The following is an 18,581-nucleotide window of genomic DNA, read 5'->3' on the forward strand; positions in this document are numbered from 1 at the left end:
ATTGTGGGTGTGAGATTGCGGCAGGTTTTGTTAAGCCTGCCGCAATCTTTCAGTAGAAACTTGGTTATTGAGAGCTGCAGGTGCTAGCCGAAATACAGCTCTGATTGCTCTCCCAACCCCAGCCACTTTGTAAATTTACGCACAGGGGGAATTCTGTCCCGTACCAGTTGCAGGTTCCGCCGCTGGTACTGCTTTGCGACGAGGTAGAGCTGCTGGAGCTACTGTATGAGCTGCTCGAACTACTAGAGGTTGTGTTACCCTCTAGAAATGCATCCAGAGTAGTGGTCGGTCGTTGAGTGTCGGGATTCCAGGCGCCGAGGGTATAGCCCTTCCAGTTGTAACCCTGTGGCTCCCAGTAAAAAACGCCCAGGCCGCGACCGCCAGGTACTTGTCGTACTTTGTCTATCACATCGGCCACGATAGCTTTGCCTTCACTATGGTCCCAGGGAACTCCCACCTCAACGACCATGACCTCGGTGTTGTAGCGGTTTGCCATATCGTTCAGGTTGCTCTGGCACTGGCTGTTGGCAGTGCGCCAGTCCATGCCTTCTGCGTTGGTGGGGTAGTTGGAGGCTCCGATCACATCCCATTTACCACCGTTATCATTCAATCCATCGAATATCCAGCGAAATAGGCCGTTATCGTGGCAGTTGGAAATATGCACAATAACCTTGGCGGCGGGGAAGATTTCTTTTGTCGCGTTGTAGCCACTGTTTACCAGCCAGGTGAAGTTGCGCATATTTTCAGATGCGCGACCATCGCTCCACAGCATGCCGTTATTAGTTTCGTTCCCCACCTGCACCCACTCCGGGTTGATACCTGCATTTTTTAGTGCGCTAAGAGAGTCGTGGGTGTGCTGCCAAACGGCGGCCATCAAATCATCGAACGACAGGTTATTCCATGCCGAGGGCTTGTACTGCTTGCCTGGGTCGGCCCAGCTATCGCTGTAGTGGAAATCGATCATGATACGCATCCCTGCACTTTTGGCTCGGCGCGCCTTGGCAATCGTGTCCTCGATATTGTTCCAGCCGCCGTCTGGGTCAACCCACACGCGCAGCCGTATGGCGTCCATGCCGTGGTCTTTCAGTATTTGAAACAGGTCTTGTTGGTTACCGCTATCGTTATAAAAAGCGTAGCTGGAGGCTTCCATCTCGGTAATCCAGCTAACGTCGGCTCCTTTAGTAAAGGCATGCGAGAGCGGGGAGCTCAGGGCGGCCAGCAGGCTGACCATTAGTAGGGTACATCGTTTTTTTATTGTTGGAATCATGATGATTTTCCTCGGTGTGTTGAAAGGGCAGGCGAGGACGGCGGGGGTGTTAGCTGCCGAAATGCCATGCTAAAAATTAGCTCTTTACTAAATTAGGGAAAACGTTTACCTTGTTGTTTCGGCGGAGTATACACATAATTATGGGTGTTAATAAGGTAAACGTATAAGTTTGTGTGTTAACGCCTTTGCAAGAGTCGGGAAATCTGTCGCGATGCAGTACGTCTTATGGCTGAAACAGGTGATGAGGGCGGGGCAGGTTTAGAGAGAAGAGTGGTTACAGTACACCAAATAATAGAAATAAATGGGGTAAACCAAGATGAGATTAATTCCGTTCACGACAAGTGCCAGCCTTGGCGCATTAACTATGTTGCTCGGCATGGCTGCACCTGGAGTTTTAGCTCAGGAGGCTGCAGAAGAGGAATACGTAGAGGAAGTTTTTGTTCAGGGCACTTTCCAGAGGAGCCTTCAGTCGGCTCTGGATCAAAAGCGCGATTCTGCCAGTGTTATTGAAGCAATTTCAGCAGAAGATATCGGCCAGCTGCCAGATATTTCCATTACAGAAAGCCTTTCGCGCCTGCCAGGTGTAGCTCAGGACCGGGACCGGGGTAATGGTAGCCAGATTTCCATTCGCGGTATGGGTGGCCAGCTGGGCTTAACCACCTTGAATGGCCGCGAAGTCTCCACGGTCGAAGAGGATCGCAATGTTCGTTACGATCAATTTCCTGCAGAACTCATTAATGCAGCGCAGGTGTACAAAACACCACAGGCGAAAATTATTGAAGGCGGAGTGTCTGGCACGGTTAACCTGCAGACCGTGACACCATTGGACCACGACGAGCGTGTAATCGCCTTCAATGCTCGAGCATCCATGTACGAACTGGGTCGCGATATCGACGATGCTGCCAACGATGGCTTAGGTACGCGTTACAGCGTTTCCTATATCGATAAATTTGCGCAAGATACTCTGGGGGTTGCGATTGGTTTAGCCGGTCAGAGCCAGCCCATTGCGACTCAGCGTTCAGAACTGTGGAACTACGGTGACACCTGGCACAACACCCAGCAGGATGGTGAATCTGGCCCAAGTTACAACGCTCCATGGGGTGGGTCTTCGCTGGTGCGTGGCGGTGAGGATTCCCGCGTTGGAGGCATGGCGGTTATTCAGTGGAAGCCCAGTGAGGTTTTCAGCCTAAACTACGATTTGTTCTACTCACAGCTTGAGATTTCTGAAGAGCAGCGTGGTTTCGACTTTAATGTGGATTCCAGCGCCGAGCGGCAATGGGTGGTGGGCGAGTCTGTTCCAACGAAATTTACCAATTCCGATGAGGGATCTCGGGATGTGCTGTCCGCCAATGTTGGCTTAAGTTCGCTGCGAAACCTGAACGAACAGTTCACCCAAACCGATGACATGTTGGTTCAGGGTTTGAATATGGCCTGGAATCTCGATAAATTGACGCTGAGTGCTGATATTTCCCACTCCGCCACCAACCGTGACCGCTTGTGGCACACCGTGCGCACTGAAACCACGCATGCCGATCCGCGAGCAACGTTTGATGCGACAGGCGATCGGCGTATGACCTTTGAGCTAGCCGGTGGTGTATCACTGACCGACCCCAGCCAAAACCAGATTAATGGTATTCAAGTTCAGCCTTTAGCCGAAGGGAAAGATGCACTGACGGCGATTGATGTGAATGCCGAGTATTTTGTAGAAAACGACTGGATTTACTCCTTTGTTGTGGGGGCACGCGTATCAGAACGTGAAAAGTCGCTGGATGCACAGATCTGGGAGCAGTGGGTAACTGCCGATAGCAGCGACATCGACAGTAATCTGATTATTGATTCGGGTTCTGATTCTTATTGGGGCGATCTGCCGAGCTATATGGCGCTCGACCGCGAAGCGGTAATCGATCAATACTTCGGTGCTTTGCAAACGCCAACACCGGGCGATAACGATGATCTTCTAGCCAGCTGGAGTGTTGACGAAAGAATATCTGCGGCCTATGTGCAATTGAACTTTACTTCGTCCTTGGCTGGTGTGCCGGTCACCGGTAATGTTGGTGTTCGTTATGTGACGACAGAGACCGATTCAAACGGCCACAGTCTTTTGGGATCCAGCAGCTGGGTTGAAGAGCCCGCCGGTTCGGGCACCTGGGTTGAAGTCGCTGCTGTGGCCGAAGAGGTTAGCGTTAGTCACAGCTACACCGATATTCTGCCCAGCTTGAACCTAGCATTTGAACTGAGCGACGATACCGTACTGCGTTTTGCTATGGCGAAAACCATTGCTCGTGCACCACTGGATTTTCTTAGCCCTGCGGTGGATATTGGTCAGGATCAGTGGGGCGCTAACCCCGGTGAATCGGGTTCTGGCAACCCCAAGCTCGAGCCCTTCCGTGCGACTCAAACCGATTTAACCTATGAGTGGTATTTTGGTGAAAGTGACTCGGTTGCAGCGACCATTTATTACAAGGATATGGATAGCTATATTGCCCGTCAGGCCGGTGCCGAAACGATAGAAGTTGACGGTACTGAATACAGCTTATCGCTGCCGGTCAACGGTAATGGCGGCTATATTCGCGGTTACGAACTGGTGTATCAACAAGCGTTCGAAAGCCTGCCCGGCTTTATGAAAGGCTTGGGGGTTTACGCCAACTACGCTTATGCCGAGTCTGATATTCGCCAGGGAACTCCCCTCAATGCAGATCCCTTCGGTTTAACTGGTTTGTCCAATCATGTCGGCACGGTAACGTTGTGGCACTATCTCAACGGTTTTGAAAGTCGTTTGTCTTACAATTACCGTAGCGAATTTCAGCGCGATATCAATCGCGTAATGGGCGAAGAGGGGGTGAATGCCTCCGAAGGTTATATGGATCTGGCATTCTCCTACGAGGTGTCTGAGGATGTAAAAGTGATGCTGCAAATCCAGAACCTAACGGATGAGCCTTACGAGGTTTACGGTTTGGAGTCTAACAACGCCGCACACATCAACAAGTATGAAGAATTTGGAAAGCGCTTTAACCTGGGTATCTCCTGGAAAATATAAGTCAGCGCATTGGCCGATTGTTCTGCAGTCGGCCGTTTTTTATACTGTTTTTTTCGATGCTGTCTGATTGCGGTTAATTTTTTAAACCCCAATCAACCGCGTACTGTTTCAAAGAGGCTGTAGGTCATATGCTGAAATCTCAATTACTATTTCCCATTTTGGGCGTCGCGGCTGTTGTTTCCCTCTGTAATTGCGGCGGCAGTACTTCACGCCAGTCAGATTCTATCACCACCGATATTGTTAGTACTCCCGAGCCGCAAGCACTGCAAATATCGGATCTTCAGCTGCCCCAATCGGGCCGGTTTTATCTAGGGGCCGATCTCTCCTATGTAAATGAGATGGAAGACTGTGGCGCCGAGTATCGAATCGATAATGAACAAAAAGATCCTTTTGATCTATTTTCCGAAGTGGGGAGTAATCTGGTGCGTGTGCGTCTATGGCACAACCCGAATTGGACCCGCTACTCCAACCTTGCGGATGTAACCAAAACAATTCGTCGGGCAAAAGAATCGGGGATGCAGGTGTTGCTAGATTTTCACTACTCCGATACCTGGGCCGATCCGGAAAAACAATATATTCCTGCTGGCTGGGTTGATTTGTATGACGATACCGATGCTCTTGGTCAGGCACTTTACGAATACACATATACGGTTTTAGCTGGATTACAACAGCAAAACCTGCTGCCGGAAATGGTACAGGTGGGCAACGAAACCAATAACGAAATTTTACAGCCGCAAGATACCATGAACGTAGAAAGCATTAACTGGCCACGCAATGCGGCGCTATTGAATAAGGGGTTGCAGGCGGTCGCAGATTTTAATGTGGCTAACGAAACCCAAATCGACAGAGTGTTACATATCGCCCAGCCGGAAAATGCTCTGTTATGGTTTGATCAGGCCTTAACTGCAGGCGTTACGGATTTTGACATAATTGGCCTAAGTTATTATGGCAAATGGTCTACCTACAAGGTGGGTTCTGTTGGTGAGGCGATAAGTGATTTACGGAATACCTATGGAAAAGATGTGATGATTGTTGAAACATCTTACCCCTGGACGCTGGAAAATTACGATCAGGCCAGTAATGTACTAGGTGAAGATAGTTTGTTGGCAGGGTACCCGGCTACGCCGCAGGGCCAGCTACAATATATAATTGACCTTACCGCGCAAACGATCAATGCCGGTGGCCTAGGGGTTATCTATTGGGAGCCAGCCTGGGTAAGTACCTCGTGCAACACTCTATGGGGAACAGGGTCCCATTGGGAGAATGCCACCTTTTTTAATGCAGGCGATAACAACAACGCATTGCCTGCGATCAAAATTTATTCCATTACACAGTAGTAAAAACCGTTATGAAAAAAATAGTATCTTCGCTACTTGTCGCAGTTTTTTTTGGCTCATTACTGTTTGGTTGTGAGCAAAAGAATAGTCGCGATACGGTCAATGATTCCGTCGTTGTTCAATCGATTCCGAGTGCGGTCATCCCGCCTGAGCTATTTAATAGCGGCTGGACTTTTTTTAAGAGCGATCAAGTTGTAAACCTCGATCAGGCCTTGGTAGCAGATAACTGGCTGCCAGTCTCTCTGCCGCACAGCGCGAACATAGAGCCGCGAATTGTTAACGATCAGTGGCAGGGCGATGCTTGGTATCAAAAAACATTTGTGGCGCCGACACACTGGCAAAATAAAAAAATATTTATCGATTTCGAAGCAGCGATGAATGCGGCAGAAATCTGGTTGAATGGCGAGGAGATCGGTGAGCATTTGGGTGGTTATCTACCCTTTTCTGTTGCATTAAATGCGCATCTTATAGCAGGTGAGAATACACTAACCGTTCGCCTGGATAACCGCGATAATGCTATCAGTGGCCCCAAACCTTTGGACGTTTTGGATTTTAATATGTACGGCGGGCTGTATCGTAACGTATGGCTGCGAGTGGAAAATCCCATCCACATTACCGATGCTGTCAATGCAGGGAAGGAGGCCTCTGGTGGAATATTTGTTCGCTACCCCAAAGTGACGGAAAGTGAAGCTCAGGTAGCGGTGCAGACGCATTTGGCGATGGGGCTGACGGAAGAAGATATTCATGTAAAGCAGCGTCTATTTTTTGCCGGAGATGAGGTGGCAGTTGCAGTGGCGAAAGTCACTGGCGAAACCAGTATTCAAACGCTCAGTATTTCTAAGCCCAAGTTATGGTCGCCCGACGCGCCAAATCTATATCAACTGGAAACCCAGGTGTTAGTCGACGGTGTGATTTTCGATAGTGAAATCACGACGATTGGTATTCGCGAATTTAAATTGGTTGATAACCAGTTGTGGATTAACGGCAAAAAAACTTTTTTGAGAGGGGTTAATCGTCATCAGGACTACCCTTATATTGGCTACGCCCTGTCGGATGCGGCACAGTTTCGCGATGCAGAAAAGATTAAGGCCGCTGGTTTTGACTACGTGCGCTTATCGCACTATCCCCACTCAAAAGCCTTTATGAAGGCCGCCGATAAATTGGGGCTTGTGCTGTTGGATGCGATTCTGGGTTGGCAGTATGCAGACAAAGAAAATCCCGCTTTTGTTGAGCACGCTCTGCAAACCTGTCGCGATTTGATTCGTCGCGATCGCAACCATGCCTCGGTGTTAGCGTGGGAGTGTTCGCTCAATGAATCGGATATGGGCGAAAAATTGGTGAACCAGTTTAATACAACGGTGCATAAAGAATTTCCTGGTAAGAATGTCTATTCAGCGGGATGGGTCGACAACGGCTACGATATATATCTGCAAGCGCGACAGCATCGTCTTGGTCACTATAAGGAGCCAGGGAAACCCTATGTGGTCTCGGAATATGGCGATTGGGAATACTACGCTATGAATGCCGGCCTGAATCAAGATAGTTGGGGTGGGTTGCTGCAAGAAGAGCGTTCCAGTCGCCAGCTGTTGAGTGCGGGTGAAAAACGTTTGCAGCAGCAGGCAGCCAATCTTCAGGAATCTCACGACGACAACTTTAATACCCCGGCGTTTGCCGATGGTTATTGGGTGATGTTCGATTACAACCGGGGTTATGCCGATGATATTGAAGCTTCCGGTATTATGAGTCTGGAACGGTTACCTAAGTTCAGCTATTACTTCTATCAAAGTCAGCGTGATGCCGACAGCTCGGGAGGGCCATTGGCAAACGATTATATGGTGCATATCGCCAGCCACTGGCAGCCCGAATCTAGCTCGACGTTCTATGTGTACAGCAATGCTGACGATGTTGAGTTACGTTTGAATGGGCAGATCCTGGAAAAAGGTGTTAGAGATACTGCTCGTTACCCGAACTTGAAAAATGCACCCTTCCTGTTTGATCTGAAAAAATTTGAACCTGGCGTGTTGGAGGCGGAAGCGCTCGTAGCAGGGAAAACGGTTGCGCGACATTCGGTGGCAACACCGGGTGAGGCAGAGTCACTGTTCCTTGCCGTGGATAAATCGTCCATCGCCCCACAAGCAGATGTGAACGATGTCGTTTTTATAAGAGCACAGCTGCTGGACAAAAAGGGCTTTAGTCTTCGTAGTAACAGTACGCAAGTTACCTTTGTGGTGAAAGGTGATGCGGAGCTTGTGTCGCCCGTCACGATTACAAGTGAAGATGGTATCGCTTCGGCATTAGTGCGATTGGGCGGCCAGCTGGAGACGGTTGTGATTCAGGCTAAAACTGCAGAGGGTTTGAGTGGCGAGCTAAAGCTCCGATAACGATTACATCGCTAAAGCGCCGAGCCTCGGCGCCACAGATTGCACCGGTCGGAGTGTTATAAATGACGGTTTTACCGCGGCAATTTGTGGGGCGGCAGTGTTTTTACCTATACTGCGGTAAACCTGATAACTGAATTATCCGCATGAGCAAGCCTGCCAACGTCACTGTAAGTTCTCGTAATCGTTTTGCGTTGGGTTTGGGCTTTTTTACCCTCTTTTTTACCGGGCAGGGTATTCATATTCTGGCTGTACCCTACTACCAGATGACATTAGGTGTTAACCCGCTCTTACTCAGTGTGGCGATGACCTTACCTATGCTATTGGGCAGCACGCTCGGACCCTGGGTAGGCCATTTGTCTGACAATTATTACCATAAGCGCTACGGTAGGCGGCGCCCCTTTATTTTTGTTGCCGCCTGGTGCTCGGGTCTTTTTTATGGTTTGGTCTGGATGGTGCCAGAACACTGGCCGGGTCACTACCAACTGCTGTACTTCGCACTAACCACCGCGCTGTTCTATGTGGCTGCCAGCTTCTTTACCGTACCGCTGAATGGTTTGGCCTACGAAATTACCGATGACTATTACCAGCGCACGCGGATTATGGGGTTTACCGCCTATTTTCTGAAGATGGGTTCACTATTGTACCAATGGGTTTTTCCCCTGGCACAGCTCAGCCTGTTTGCTAGCGTGGTGGTGGGGGTGCGCACGGTTGGTTGGGGTCTAGCCCTTTTGGTCTTCGGTATATTTGGTATGATGCCCGCGCTGCTAATTAAAGAACATGTTGCCAGCGACTTGGAGCGAGGGCATAACGGTATTATCGCTAGTCTGCAGCTGGTCTTAAAAAATCGCGCCATGGTATTGTTGATTCTGTTGATGTTTCTGCAAATGGGAGGTGCAGCATTTTCGGCAACGATGGATTACTATCTATTAGTGTACTTCGTACATGCCGGTGATATTGTCGAGGGTGCGGTTGCAAAAGGTATTTTATCTACTTCGTACGCGCTGGTGAGTATTGCCTGTGTGCCATTGGTGACGCGGCTCGCATGTGAAAATAGTAAATTAACAGTACTGAAAAGTATCTATTTGATTAATGCCATTGGTGGCGTGGCAAAGTGGTTTATCTTTACCCCTGGCGCGGGTTGGATTATTGTACTGGATGCCGTTTTGTGTGGTGCTATATGGACAGCAATGGTGGTGTTAATTCCCTCGATGATTGCGGATTTGAGCCAGCAGCACAGTGAAAAAGAACAGGTCAATCATGCGGGAATGTATGCTTCTGTTCATGCATGGGTCTTGAGTGTCAGTAGTGTGTTGGCGTTTTTATGCAGCGGACTAAGCTTGTCGTTAATGGGCTTTGATGCGCAGTTGGGCGGTAATCAGCCAGCTCATAGTATTAACACAATGCGAATAATTTTGGTGGGCGGCACAATTCTTTTTAGCTTATTGCCGCTGGCTCTTTTTTACGGTGTTAAAAAATATCAACAGCAGGTTTTAGTTCTCTGGAGTCATCGGTAAAGACGTTATGGTAACCATAAAAGATGTTGCGCGGGTAGCGGGTGTGTCGACTGCCACGGTTTCAAGGGTAGTACACGATGGTGGGCAGGTCGGAGACGCCTGTCGAGCACGCGTTAAAAAAGTGATAAAGCAGTTGGGTTATCGCCCCAACACTAATGCCCGTGCGCTAGTGAGTAAAACCAGTGACACCATTGGCGTTGTGACCCCGCGATTATCTATGACTTTTTTTGGTTGCCTAGCTGCTGGTGTAGAAAAAACAGCGAGAGAGAAAAACCTTAAGCTCTTAATGAGCAACTCCCTGTACGAGACCAAAACAGAATTGGAAGCCATTGAATCTCTACGTGAGCACAGCTGTAAAGCCATTATTTTACACAGCGAATATTCCGATGAGAAAACACTTTCCCTGTTGGCAGATGATATTCCGGGTTTGGTGATTATTAATCGTTTTGTCCCCAGCTTGGCAAACCGCTGCGTATGGCTCGATAACGAAGCGGGTTCACGGGAAATGACTAACTACCTAATTAGCCGTGGGCATCGCCAAATAGCGGCCATTAGCAGTGTGTACCAAAACAACGACCCCAGGTTGCGCCTAATGGGAGTGACCGATGCAATGAGGGCAAACGGCCTGAGTCTTGAGCCTTCTTACGTCGAAGAATCTACCGCGAATATGCGTGGAGGTGAAGAGGCCGTTAAAGCGCTTTTGGCTCGCGGCTGTAAATTCACAGCTCTGGTTTGTTATAACGACTTGATGGCTGTTGGCGCCATGAATGCGCTTCAGGATGCGGGTATTCGTGTACCGGAAGATGTGTCGGTGGTCGGTTTTGATAATCTCTACGTTGCCAGCGCGTGCCGTCCAACGCTGACGACTATGCACTATCCTGTCGAGGAAATGGGCAGCTATGCGGCGGAGCTGGCAATCGACCTAAGCTCGGGTGAAAACAAGCTTACTACACGCACACACTTGTTTATGCCGACATTAAAAGAGCGGAATTCTGTTGCAGATTGTCCATAGCACCGAATGTCAGTTTCCCTGAGCTTTCTATTCAGGCTACTATGGCGTTTTTACCGTAGCCCGAAATCATTACATCGACATGCAGCAAGCACTCTCCAGCAAATTTCATAAACATTTTGTTCTCTTGGGTCTGCTTGCTCTGACTCTTCTCGCTGTTGTTGCCTTTTATCCGGGGGTTCAAGGCCCTTGGATGTTCGATGATAAACACAATATTGTCCATTTGCAGAACCTGCAGCCTGAGGAAATAGCGGCAAAACCTATATGGGATGGGGCCAAGGTCAACGATCAGTGGGGGAATCGAAGCGTTGCTCGTTTTACCTTTGCGTTGAATGTAGCCAGCTGTGGCCTGACTGCCAGCTGTTTTAAAGCTACTAATATTGCGTTGCATATCGCTACGGCCATTGCCATCTACATCTTGGTGGTGCAGTTGCTCAGTATTCCAATCCGTCAGCGAATAAAGTTATCGGCTTCACAGAAAAAAGTGGTGGCTTTGATTTGCGCTGCACTCTGGGCGTTGCACCCCATACAGGTGTCTACGGTACTTTACGCTGTCCAGCGAATGACAATATTGTCGGCATTATTTTCTGTGCTGGCGTTGAATATCTACTGCCACTGGCGCTACTGCGCTTCGCGTACGCATCTATGGCTTGCACTGGTTGCCCTGCTTTGGGCCGCTGCGTTTCAGAGTAAAGAAAATGCGGCAATTTTACCGCTGTTGATTTTGGCTATCGAAGTCTTTTTACCTTCGAAAGAGAACAGTGAGAAATTTAACCGTGGACAATTTTGGCTGTTTGTCTTTGGTCTTGCCGTTTGCGCTATTGTCGGGTTCTATCTTATTTCTCGCTACGATTTCTTTACGCAGTATCCCAATCGTGATTTTTCGCCTTGGGAACGGTTGCTAACACAAGCACGCATATTAATGCATTACCTTTGGTGGGTTTTTGGACCAGCAGCAGAGCACTACACACTCTTCCACGATGATATCTCCGTTTCGCGTGCTATCTTACAGCCGGTCAGCACATTGCTCTCGATTTCTTTTCTACTGGTGATCAGTGTATCGGTAGTAATACTCAGAAAAATTATCCCCTTGATCGCCTTTGGCTGGTTCTGGTTTCTCATAGGGCACAGCATTGAATCCAGTTTTTTAAATCTGGAACTGGTCTTTGAGCACAGAAATTATCTTCCGCTTATTGGCTTGGTTATCGCCTTGTGTTACTACGGGTTTTATTCTTTACAGCAGAAGCCCCATTTGTTGGTCGTCAGTTTTGCCGCCGTGATACTCTATTGTATGTCCGTAAGTTATGAGAAATCCCATCAGTGGCGATCGGATGGATCGATGCTGGTCTACGAAGCGCGACATCATCCAAAATCGGTAAGGTTGAATTACAAAGTAGCTTTTCTCTGGTTTCAACTCGCTGAAACATCAGGCATAAGCGCCGAGAAAAAACAGCACTATTTAATGCTTGCTCGCAATTCGATGACACTAGCCTTCAATAATAGCGAGCGCCATGTTCATGGACTGGTGGGGCTTATTTGGCTGCAGGGCCAGGGCTATGGTGATACTGAGGCTGATTTCTGGAGCCCCCTGTTTCAACGTCTTGAGCACCAGCCGCCAACAGCTGATATTGCCAACCTTTTGAAGTTGTTAGCGGCGTGTTATCGCAATCAACAGTGTGTGTTTGAAAAATCTGCACTATTAAAAGCGTATAACATCTATCTTACGCGGCCAATAAAAGATGCGAGCAGAATAAATGCCCGTAAAGAGATGGCAACACTTCTTTCGGTCGAAAAGCTTTAGAGCTTTAGCTCGAAAGCAGTGCCATTTTTTCCTCAAGCTCGAGCCGAAACCGTTTCGCTTCTATCGGGTATTGGGAAAGCAGAGGCTTTAGCTGTTCACTGTTGGCGTGCTCGCCGATCAGTAACTCTATCTCGCAGGAAAGTCGATAAAGAGTGTTTGCGCCAATATTGCCCGAGGTTCCTTTCAATGCATGGACATGGAACTCAAGTTGTTCTGTATCATTGGTTTGAAAGGCGTCTTCTATCTTTTGTAGCCGCGCATCAAGGCTCTCGCTAAACGAGTGGGTAATTTTACTGACGCGGTCGAGCCGATTCTTCAATTTGCCCATAATCAGCTTGGCATCAAATGCTAGGCTGGTGTCGACTGTCATCGCGGGGGCCACCTTTAATCTTGCTGTAGCGGTAGAGGCGGGGAGTTCGGAAATATTTTTGTCAGAAAAATAGGTCTTAATTATACTGTCGAAAGCGTCCTCATCAAAGGGCTTAGGAAGAACGTTATCCATTCCCGAGGAAAAAATACGCTTTCGGGTTTCGGGCAGTATATCGGCAGTCATAGCGACAATAGGTGTGACCTCTTTTCGGTTTTCTTTTTCCCAGTCTCGAATGTGCTGAACAGCGCTAAAGCCATCCATTTTTGGCATATGAATGTCCATTAAAACCAGTTTGTATTCTTGCTGCTTGAAACGTTCCACGCCCTCCATTCCATCATCTGCGGTTATGGTTTCGATACCGTAATCGCTTAAAAATTCTTTCGCTACAATCTGATTAAATGTGACATCCTCGATCAATAGAACTTTGCCACTAAAATTTAAGTGTTTTGGGCTGTTTGAAGCGTGACTTTCTTGTGAATCGTTAATGCTTTGGATTATATCGGAATGAGTCGGCCAGCAAAGGTTATCGAGTTGTTTTCTAATAATGGAGGCCGGTTGGGTGAGGGAAATAGGTAGGGAGTTTTCGATTGGTAAAGCTTCCGAGTGCGGAATATCAAAATCATAAATAATGCCAGTTGGTAGGCCAATTTCGGTAGGGATAACTGAGTGTAACGATTTTCTTTTCAGTAAGTTTGATGAAATTAGAATCGACTGCCACTTTTTATCGGCAGGTATTGATGTATAGTCGATTGCATTACTTGTAGCGTTAATGCAATGCAAATGATACCCCCACTCTGTTAGTCGCATTTTGACAATGGAATCTAATCCGATGGCAATTATATTGGCTTTTTGGTTCGCTGTTGGCAGGCAGACGAATTGTGTTAACGGTAGCGAGACCTTAAATGTTGAACCGGTATTGATTTTGCTGGAAACTGTAATTTCGCCGCCCATTAGCTCGACCAGCTTATGGGTAATAGATAATCCCAGGCCGCTACCACCGTATTGTCGAGTGATGGAATTATCGCTTTGAACAAAGGGATCAAATAGCTTGTTTAGGTTTTCGTCTCTGATACCTATGCCGGTATCTTCCACTGATATGCAGAGATTGTCGTTTGTACTAATGGTAAGCCTGCAGGTTATGCCTCCCGTGTCCGTAAATTTAACGGCATTACCAATCAGGTTAAGAATAACTTGCTTAAGGCGGGTGGGGTCGCCCTCCCAGGTGCCTTCACAAGTCAGAGGGAAATCAACAGCAAGAGAAATTGATTTTTCCTGGGTTTTAAATGAAAAAATATGTGCGATTTCCAGTATCAAAACTTCCAAGTCAAATCCTGTTTTTTCCAAAGTCAGCTCATTTGCTTCTATCTTTGAAAAGTCCAAAATATCATTAATCAATTCGAGCAGAGTGTTGCCCGAGTTGTTGATCATTTTTAGGAGTTTTAATTGCTTTGTGTCGAGTACAGTTTTTTTAAGAATGTTGGATCCGCCAATAATTGAATTCAGCGGCGTGCGAATTTCATGACTCATTGTGGCCAAAAATACACTCTTGGCATGATTGGCGATTTCAGCCTGTTTGGCGAACTGATCAGACCGAACAATCTCGTTTTTGAGCGTTTCGTTTAGCTCTTCCGTGTCTTTTTGAACCTGCTGTATTTTTTTAGTTCGTGCCTGTATTCCCTGTTCCAATAAAGTATTTTGTTTCTCCATATAAGTTTGAGTTAGACGAATATTTTTGATGATATAGAATGTCATCAAAAACGACAGAACAATAGTGGCGGCTACAACCAGTAGTAGCGTTGATCGCCAACTTTCTAATGTGTTCTGCCTGGATAAAAAATGTTTTTTCAGACTTTCTATTTTTGAATTCTGTAGTTTGAAAAAATAGTGCAGTACCTCACCCGTAAGTTGACGCAAGTTTTTATGGTCGATCTGAAGATTGATCAGTTCATTATTTTCTCCTCCGGTTAAGCCCGCGAAAGAGAGCATAACGTGCTTTTCTGTAATGCGCTTTGTTTGACCGATCCATTGTTGGATCAGCTCATTTAGGGCAGGTATGTTTATATGGGCGAAATTGGACGATGTCAGGATATCGCTGATCAAGTTAAGTCGTTCGCTGATCTGTTTTGTTCTGGCATGAGTTGCACTGGTATTGTGTGCCTCCTCAAGGTCGTAGGATTGCAAACCAACGATGATAATGTCTGAAATTAGCTCGGGAATAATGGTGATGGTATGGATTGTGGTATTAATCGTTTCGCTGGAGTCTTCAGGATCGGAGCTGAATAGCAGGTTACCTGCCGCGTTATAAAAAGATTTTCGGGCATTTTCCATTACCGTCCTATTTTTTGTGCCTGGCGGTTGGGTTTCGCCTCGATCTACAGGTGCGGTCAGAGTGTTATATCTGAGCCGCCAGCTTTCGTTGAACTCAGGCAGGTGTTGTTGCGCAAATTGTTCAAACGTTTCGGAATTTAACGTAATGTCCTGAAGCTTCTGGTCAAATTCGTTATCGATAAGATTGTGGTTAAACAGCGGGTTGACATCGGTGCTATCGATAGCATTGGCTATCAGCAGGGCTTTCAGCACATCAACCTGGCGGTTGACCTGCTGTAGATCCTTGTCCGTTTGCGACACGTTTAAATAAACCAAGAAAACCAATGGAATAACCAACAACAAAGCTATAACCAGTAAGCGTAAGCTAACCTGGCGAAAGCTAAACTGCTGAAAATCGTGGGCTTTTTCCATAAATAAGTGGCTGCTCATGCTGCTGGTGAATCTAAGATGAGTTTAATTCAATATATATCGTGGGGGTTCTGCGATCGATTCTGGCAACTGTTCAGATACGCTCTAAACTTAAGAATAGATCAAAAGTAATCCCGGCTCCCGTTCAATTCAGCGCATCCTCGAGATCAATAGTCTATTCATGGTTAATTCTTTCAATACTTGCTGTGCCTTTGTTTCCGGGTGTTCTCGCTGGATCGTTGCCTATGTGGTTTTTATTATCCTGCCGCAAGCGGTTAATGCAGATACAGAAAATACAAATGCATCGGCTACTGGTGATGAGCAAGGCAGTTCGCTGCAGCAGATGGAGCTGCAGGATTTACTACAGCAGCACTCACAGGTTTATCGTCAATCGGTCACGGCTTCGTCGGTTAGTGAAAGTTTGCGAGATGCGCCAGCGGCGCTGGTCGTGATAGACCGGGGGGATATTCGCCGCAGAGGTTACGACAGTCTAGACGATATACTGCAGGACCTTCCGGGCTTTGACACCATTACCACCAATGGCACCGAGCACGTAGTGACTTATCAGCGTGGCTATCGAACACCCTGGACGCAGCGGACTCTTTTTCTTATCAACGGAAAAGTTGATAACAATATGTGGATGCATGGCGCGACTTTTTCACGTCAGTATCCCATGCAGCAAATAGAGCGTGTCGAGGTACTCTACGGGCCGAGCGGTGCAGTATACGGCCCCAATGCGTTTTTAGGTGTCGTGAATATTATTACCCGCAATGTTGATGATTTACTTGATGGCGAAAACACGGTGGAGCTTAGCGTGTCGGGGGGTAGTTTTAACACTCGAGCCCTGGAGCTTTCGCTGTTGGGTAAAAGGGAGGAGTTTGGTTACAGTTTTGGCGCACGAATATTCAAGAGCGATGAGGCCGATCTTTCTGACTATAGCGATTGGGGTTACAGTCGATCGGAGCTATTGCAAGACAGCGCATACTGGGGGGCGGGAATCGGTGAGGGAGAAGACCCGGCTGTCCCTGGATTTGTTAGCCCTGCGGGTGATTTAAATGTTGATGGTAAGGTGTCAGCCCGCGAGCGGATTAATGGTGAAGTGCTAGGCCAATACGCGGACCCAAGCAAAAACACGGGCTTGTTGGGCGAATTATACTGGAAAAACTGGACCCTGGGCGTTATCAGCTGGGAAACGGACGAGTCCTATGGGCCCTATTACTCTTTTGTCGATGCGCAGCCCTCAGCCAACTGGTTTCATAAGTCCAATCAGCTTTACCTGAATAATCATTATGTGATTAAAGACGGTATATCGCTTTCCAGCGAAGGGGTTTACCGGGAAAACAGTACGGGCGGTGATTGGGTCGAATCCTTCGGCACCAACCTCAGTATTTCCGATTGGCTCTCCAGCAACAGCGCATGGCGTTTCGAGCAGCAGTTAAATATTCAATACTCACCGCGACTGCGACTGACTACAGGTATTAAATACGAGCGTAAAGCGCTAACCAAGAGCTATATGATTTGTAACTACTGGGAGGGGTCAGGCTTTTGCCCCGCTCAGGGTGAGCGTTCCACTAATGGGCTGACATCAGATGGTTCCGGTGTGATATTGGCCAGTGAGGTCAGCTCGGCCAATCCTATGCAATTACCACCAAGCCTGGATGATAATATTCCCGATTTTAATATCGAGGATACTAGCGATAAGGGCATGTTTGTTCAGGCAATATACGCGATAGATAAATGGCGCTTTAACGGCGGCATTCGTTGGGATAAAAACAGCGTATACGGCAGTGAAGTGAATCCGCGCGGCGCTGCCATCTATCATTGGAATAAAAGCACCACTCTAAAGTTGGTTTACGGAGAAGCTTTCCAGGAACCCTCGCCCAAAGACTTGTACGGCAGCTGGACCGGCAGAGATTCAAACGCCGATCTAAAATCGGAAAAAGTTCGTACACTGGAATTTATAGGTATCCATCAGGCGGGAAAGCTTCTGTTTGACACATCACTCTATTACAGTCGATACCAAAATGTGATCACCAGCTCTGCAAATGTTGGTGGGCGTGATATTTTTGGCTTGGAGACCAGAACCCAATATCGTATGGATAACTTTATTCCGGGCTCCAGCGATATTACGGGGAATTTGTTTTATGCCTACACGCGCGCAATGGCCGAAAGACAGTATGAAAATAGCTTGGATCAGTGGGTGGATCAGCAAGGTATACAGGGTGATATCGCGCCCCATAAAATCAATTTTCTGGTTAATATCCCCATTAAAGAACGCTGGAACTTCAATTTTCGTGCGAACTGGTTTTGTGAAAGGGAGCTGTTTTCCGAAAACCCGCTTCGTGCAGATAGCAATGCTGACCGCGAGCACAATAGAAAGGCGAAGTCGTATACGCGCTTTGACGCCAATTTGCTGTACAGTGCCGGCCGTTTTTCTGCTGGCTTTAAAATTGAAAACTTATTTTCTGAAGAGTACTTGCTTCCCGGTGTTGAAGGGGCGGGTAGTGGGGACGATTTTAGTGTTGATAGCGACGGTTTTCAGAACTCATTGATACCGCAAGTGAAATCCAGAATATATACCTTAACTGTGAGTGTGCAGCTATGAACACAAGCAGTAAGCGGTATGCGCTTCAATGGCTAAAAATTTTGCTGATGTTTGGGGCGTGCATTGGCAGCTTGAATGTTTACAGTAAAACACTGCCGGCTCCCCTAATGGCGGCACTGCTGGTAAAAGTGGCAAGCTTTGAACGACAAACGAGTAGTAAACAAAATATCGTTATACAGGTTATTAATGATGACCACCTGGCAAAACAGTTGCAAACCTATATTGGCCAATCGATAGGGCAGGGCAAGATCATTGAAATCGTCAGCCGAAGCCAGGCAATTACAGAAACAACGGATATTGTTTTCGTGGGTAGAACATCGCGCTTGATCGATTTACTGGCTGAAACAAGAAAGAAAAATATATTAACCTTTACGGGGCATAAAACGTTGGCCTACGAAGGGGTTATTGTTGGCCTGTTTGACAATGAAGGTGTGCCGGGAATTCTATTAAATCTCATCAGTTCGCGTGAAAGCGGTCTGAGATGGGAAACAGATATTCTTGATTTTGTAACGCTTATTGAATAG

10 protein-coding genes are annotated in these 18,581 nt (G+C 47.4%); 8 read left to right on the plus strand and 2 right to left on the minus strand.

Going from position 1 to position 18,581, the window contains the following annotated elements; translation table 11 throughout:
* Nucleotides 1–64: 64 nt before the first annotated feature.
* On the minus strand, nt 65–1,267 hold the full coding sequence (locus tag H5715_RS18750) for a glycosyl hydrolase 53 family protein (protein WP_075186485.1): 1,203 nt from the start codon (nt 1,265–1,267) through the stop codon (nt 65–67).
* Nucleotides 1,268–1,583: 316 nt separating this feature from the next.
* Here H5715_RS18750 and H5715_RS18755 point away from each other — a divergent pair, with 316 nt between their 5' ends.
* The 6 genes from H5715_RS18755 to H5715_RS18780 all read left to right on the plus strand — a co-directional run bounded on the left by H5715_RS18755 (nt 1,584) and on the right by H5715_RS18780 (nt 12,346).
* Complete coding sequence (locus H5715_RS18755; RefSeq protein ID WP_075186486.1) at nt 1,584–4,304, plus strand: TonB-dependent receptor; 2,721 nt, start codon at nt 1,584–1,586, stop codon at nt 4,302–4,304.
* Between the two features lie 128 nt (nt 4,305–4,432).
* A complete protein-coding gene (locus H5715_RS18760; protein ID WP_083608096.1) occupies nt 4,433–5,641 on the plus strand; it encodes a glycoside hydrolase family 53 protein in 1,209 nt (402 codons plus the stop codon).
* 11 nt (nt 5,642–5,652) lie between these two features.
* Nucleotides 5,653–8,022, plus strand: a complete 2,370-nt coding sequence (locus tag H5715_RS18765; protein ID WP_083608097.1) for a glycoside hydrolase family 2 protein — start codon at nt 5,653–5,655, stop codon at nt 8,020–8,022.
* A 143-nt stretch (nt 8,023–8,165) separates the two neighbouring features.
* Nucleotides 8,166–9,536: an MFS transporter gene (locus H5715_RS18770; RefSeq protein ID WP_075186487.1), complete on the plus strand. Its 1,371-nt coding sequence runs from the start codon at nt 8,166–8,168 to the stop codon at nt 9,534–9,536.
* Nucleotides 9,537–9,543: 7 nt separating this feature from the next.
* A complete protein-coding gene (locus tag H5715_RS18775) occupies nt 9,544–10,548 on the plus strand; it encodes a LacI family DNA-binding transcriptional regulator (RefSeq protein ID WP_075186488.1) in 1,005 nt (334 codons plus the stop codon).
* A gap of 190 nt (nt 10,549–10,738) precedes the next feature.
* Nucleotides 10,739–12,346 (plus strand): hypothetical protein, encoded by a 1,608-nt coding sequence (locus H5715_RS18780; protein WP_139309821.1) that lies wholly within the window; start codon nt 10,739–10,741, stop codon nt 12,344–12,346.
* A gap of 4 nt (nt 12,347–12,350) precedes the next feature.
* Here H5715_RS18780 and H5715_RS18785 read toward each other — a convergent pair whose 3' ends face one another.
* A complete protein-coding gene (locus H5715_RS18785) occupies nt 12,351–15,473 on the minus strand; it encodes an ATP-binding protein (RefSeq protein ID WP_075186490.1) in 3,123 nt (1,040 codons plus the stop codon).
* Between the two features lie 160 nt (nt 15,474–15,633).
* Between H5715_RS18785 and H5715_RS18790 the strand changes: the two genes are divergently transcribed.
* Both H5715_RS18790 and H5715_RS18795 read left to right on the plus strand, forming a co-directional pair.
* Nucleotides 15,634–18,057 (plus strand): TonB-dependent receptor plug domain-containing protein, encoded by a 2,424-nt coding sequence (locus H5715_RS18790; RefSeq protein ID WP_075186491.1) that lies wholly within the window; start codon nt 15,634–15,636, stop codon nt 18,055–18,057.
* The gene (locus H5715_RS18795) at nt 18,054–18,581 is read left to right on the plus strand and encodes a YfiR family protein (RefSeq protein WP_075186492.1); all 528 of its coding nucleotides are present in this window, start codon (nt 18,054–18,056) and stop codon (nt 18,579–18,581) included. Before H5715_RS18790 ends, H5715_RS18795 begins: the two co-directional genes overlap by 4 nt.

It is taken from the genome of Teredinibacter haidensis, from assembly GCF_014211975.1.
In the GTDB taxonomy this organism is placed as follows: domain Bacteria; phylum Pseudomonadota; class Gammaproteobacteria; order Pseudomonadales; family Cellvibrionaceae; genus Teredinibacter; species Teredinibacter haidensis.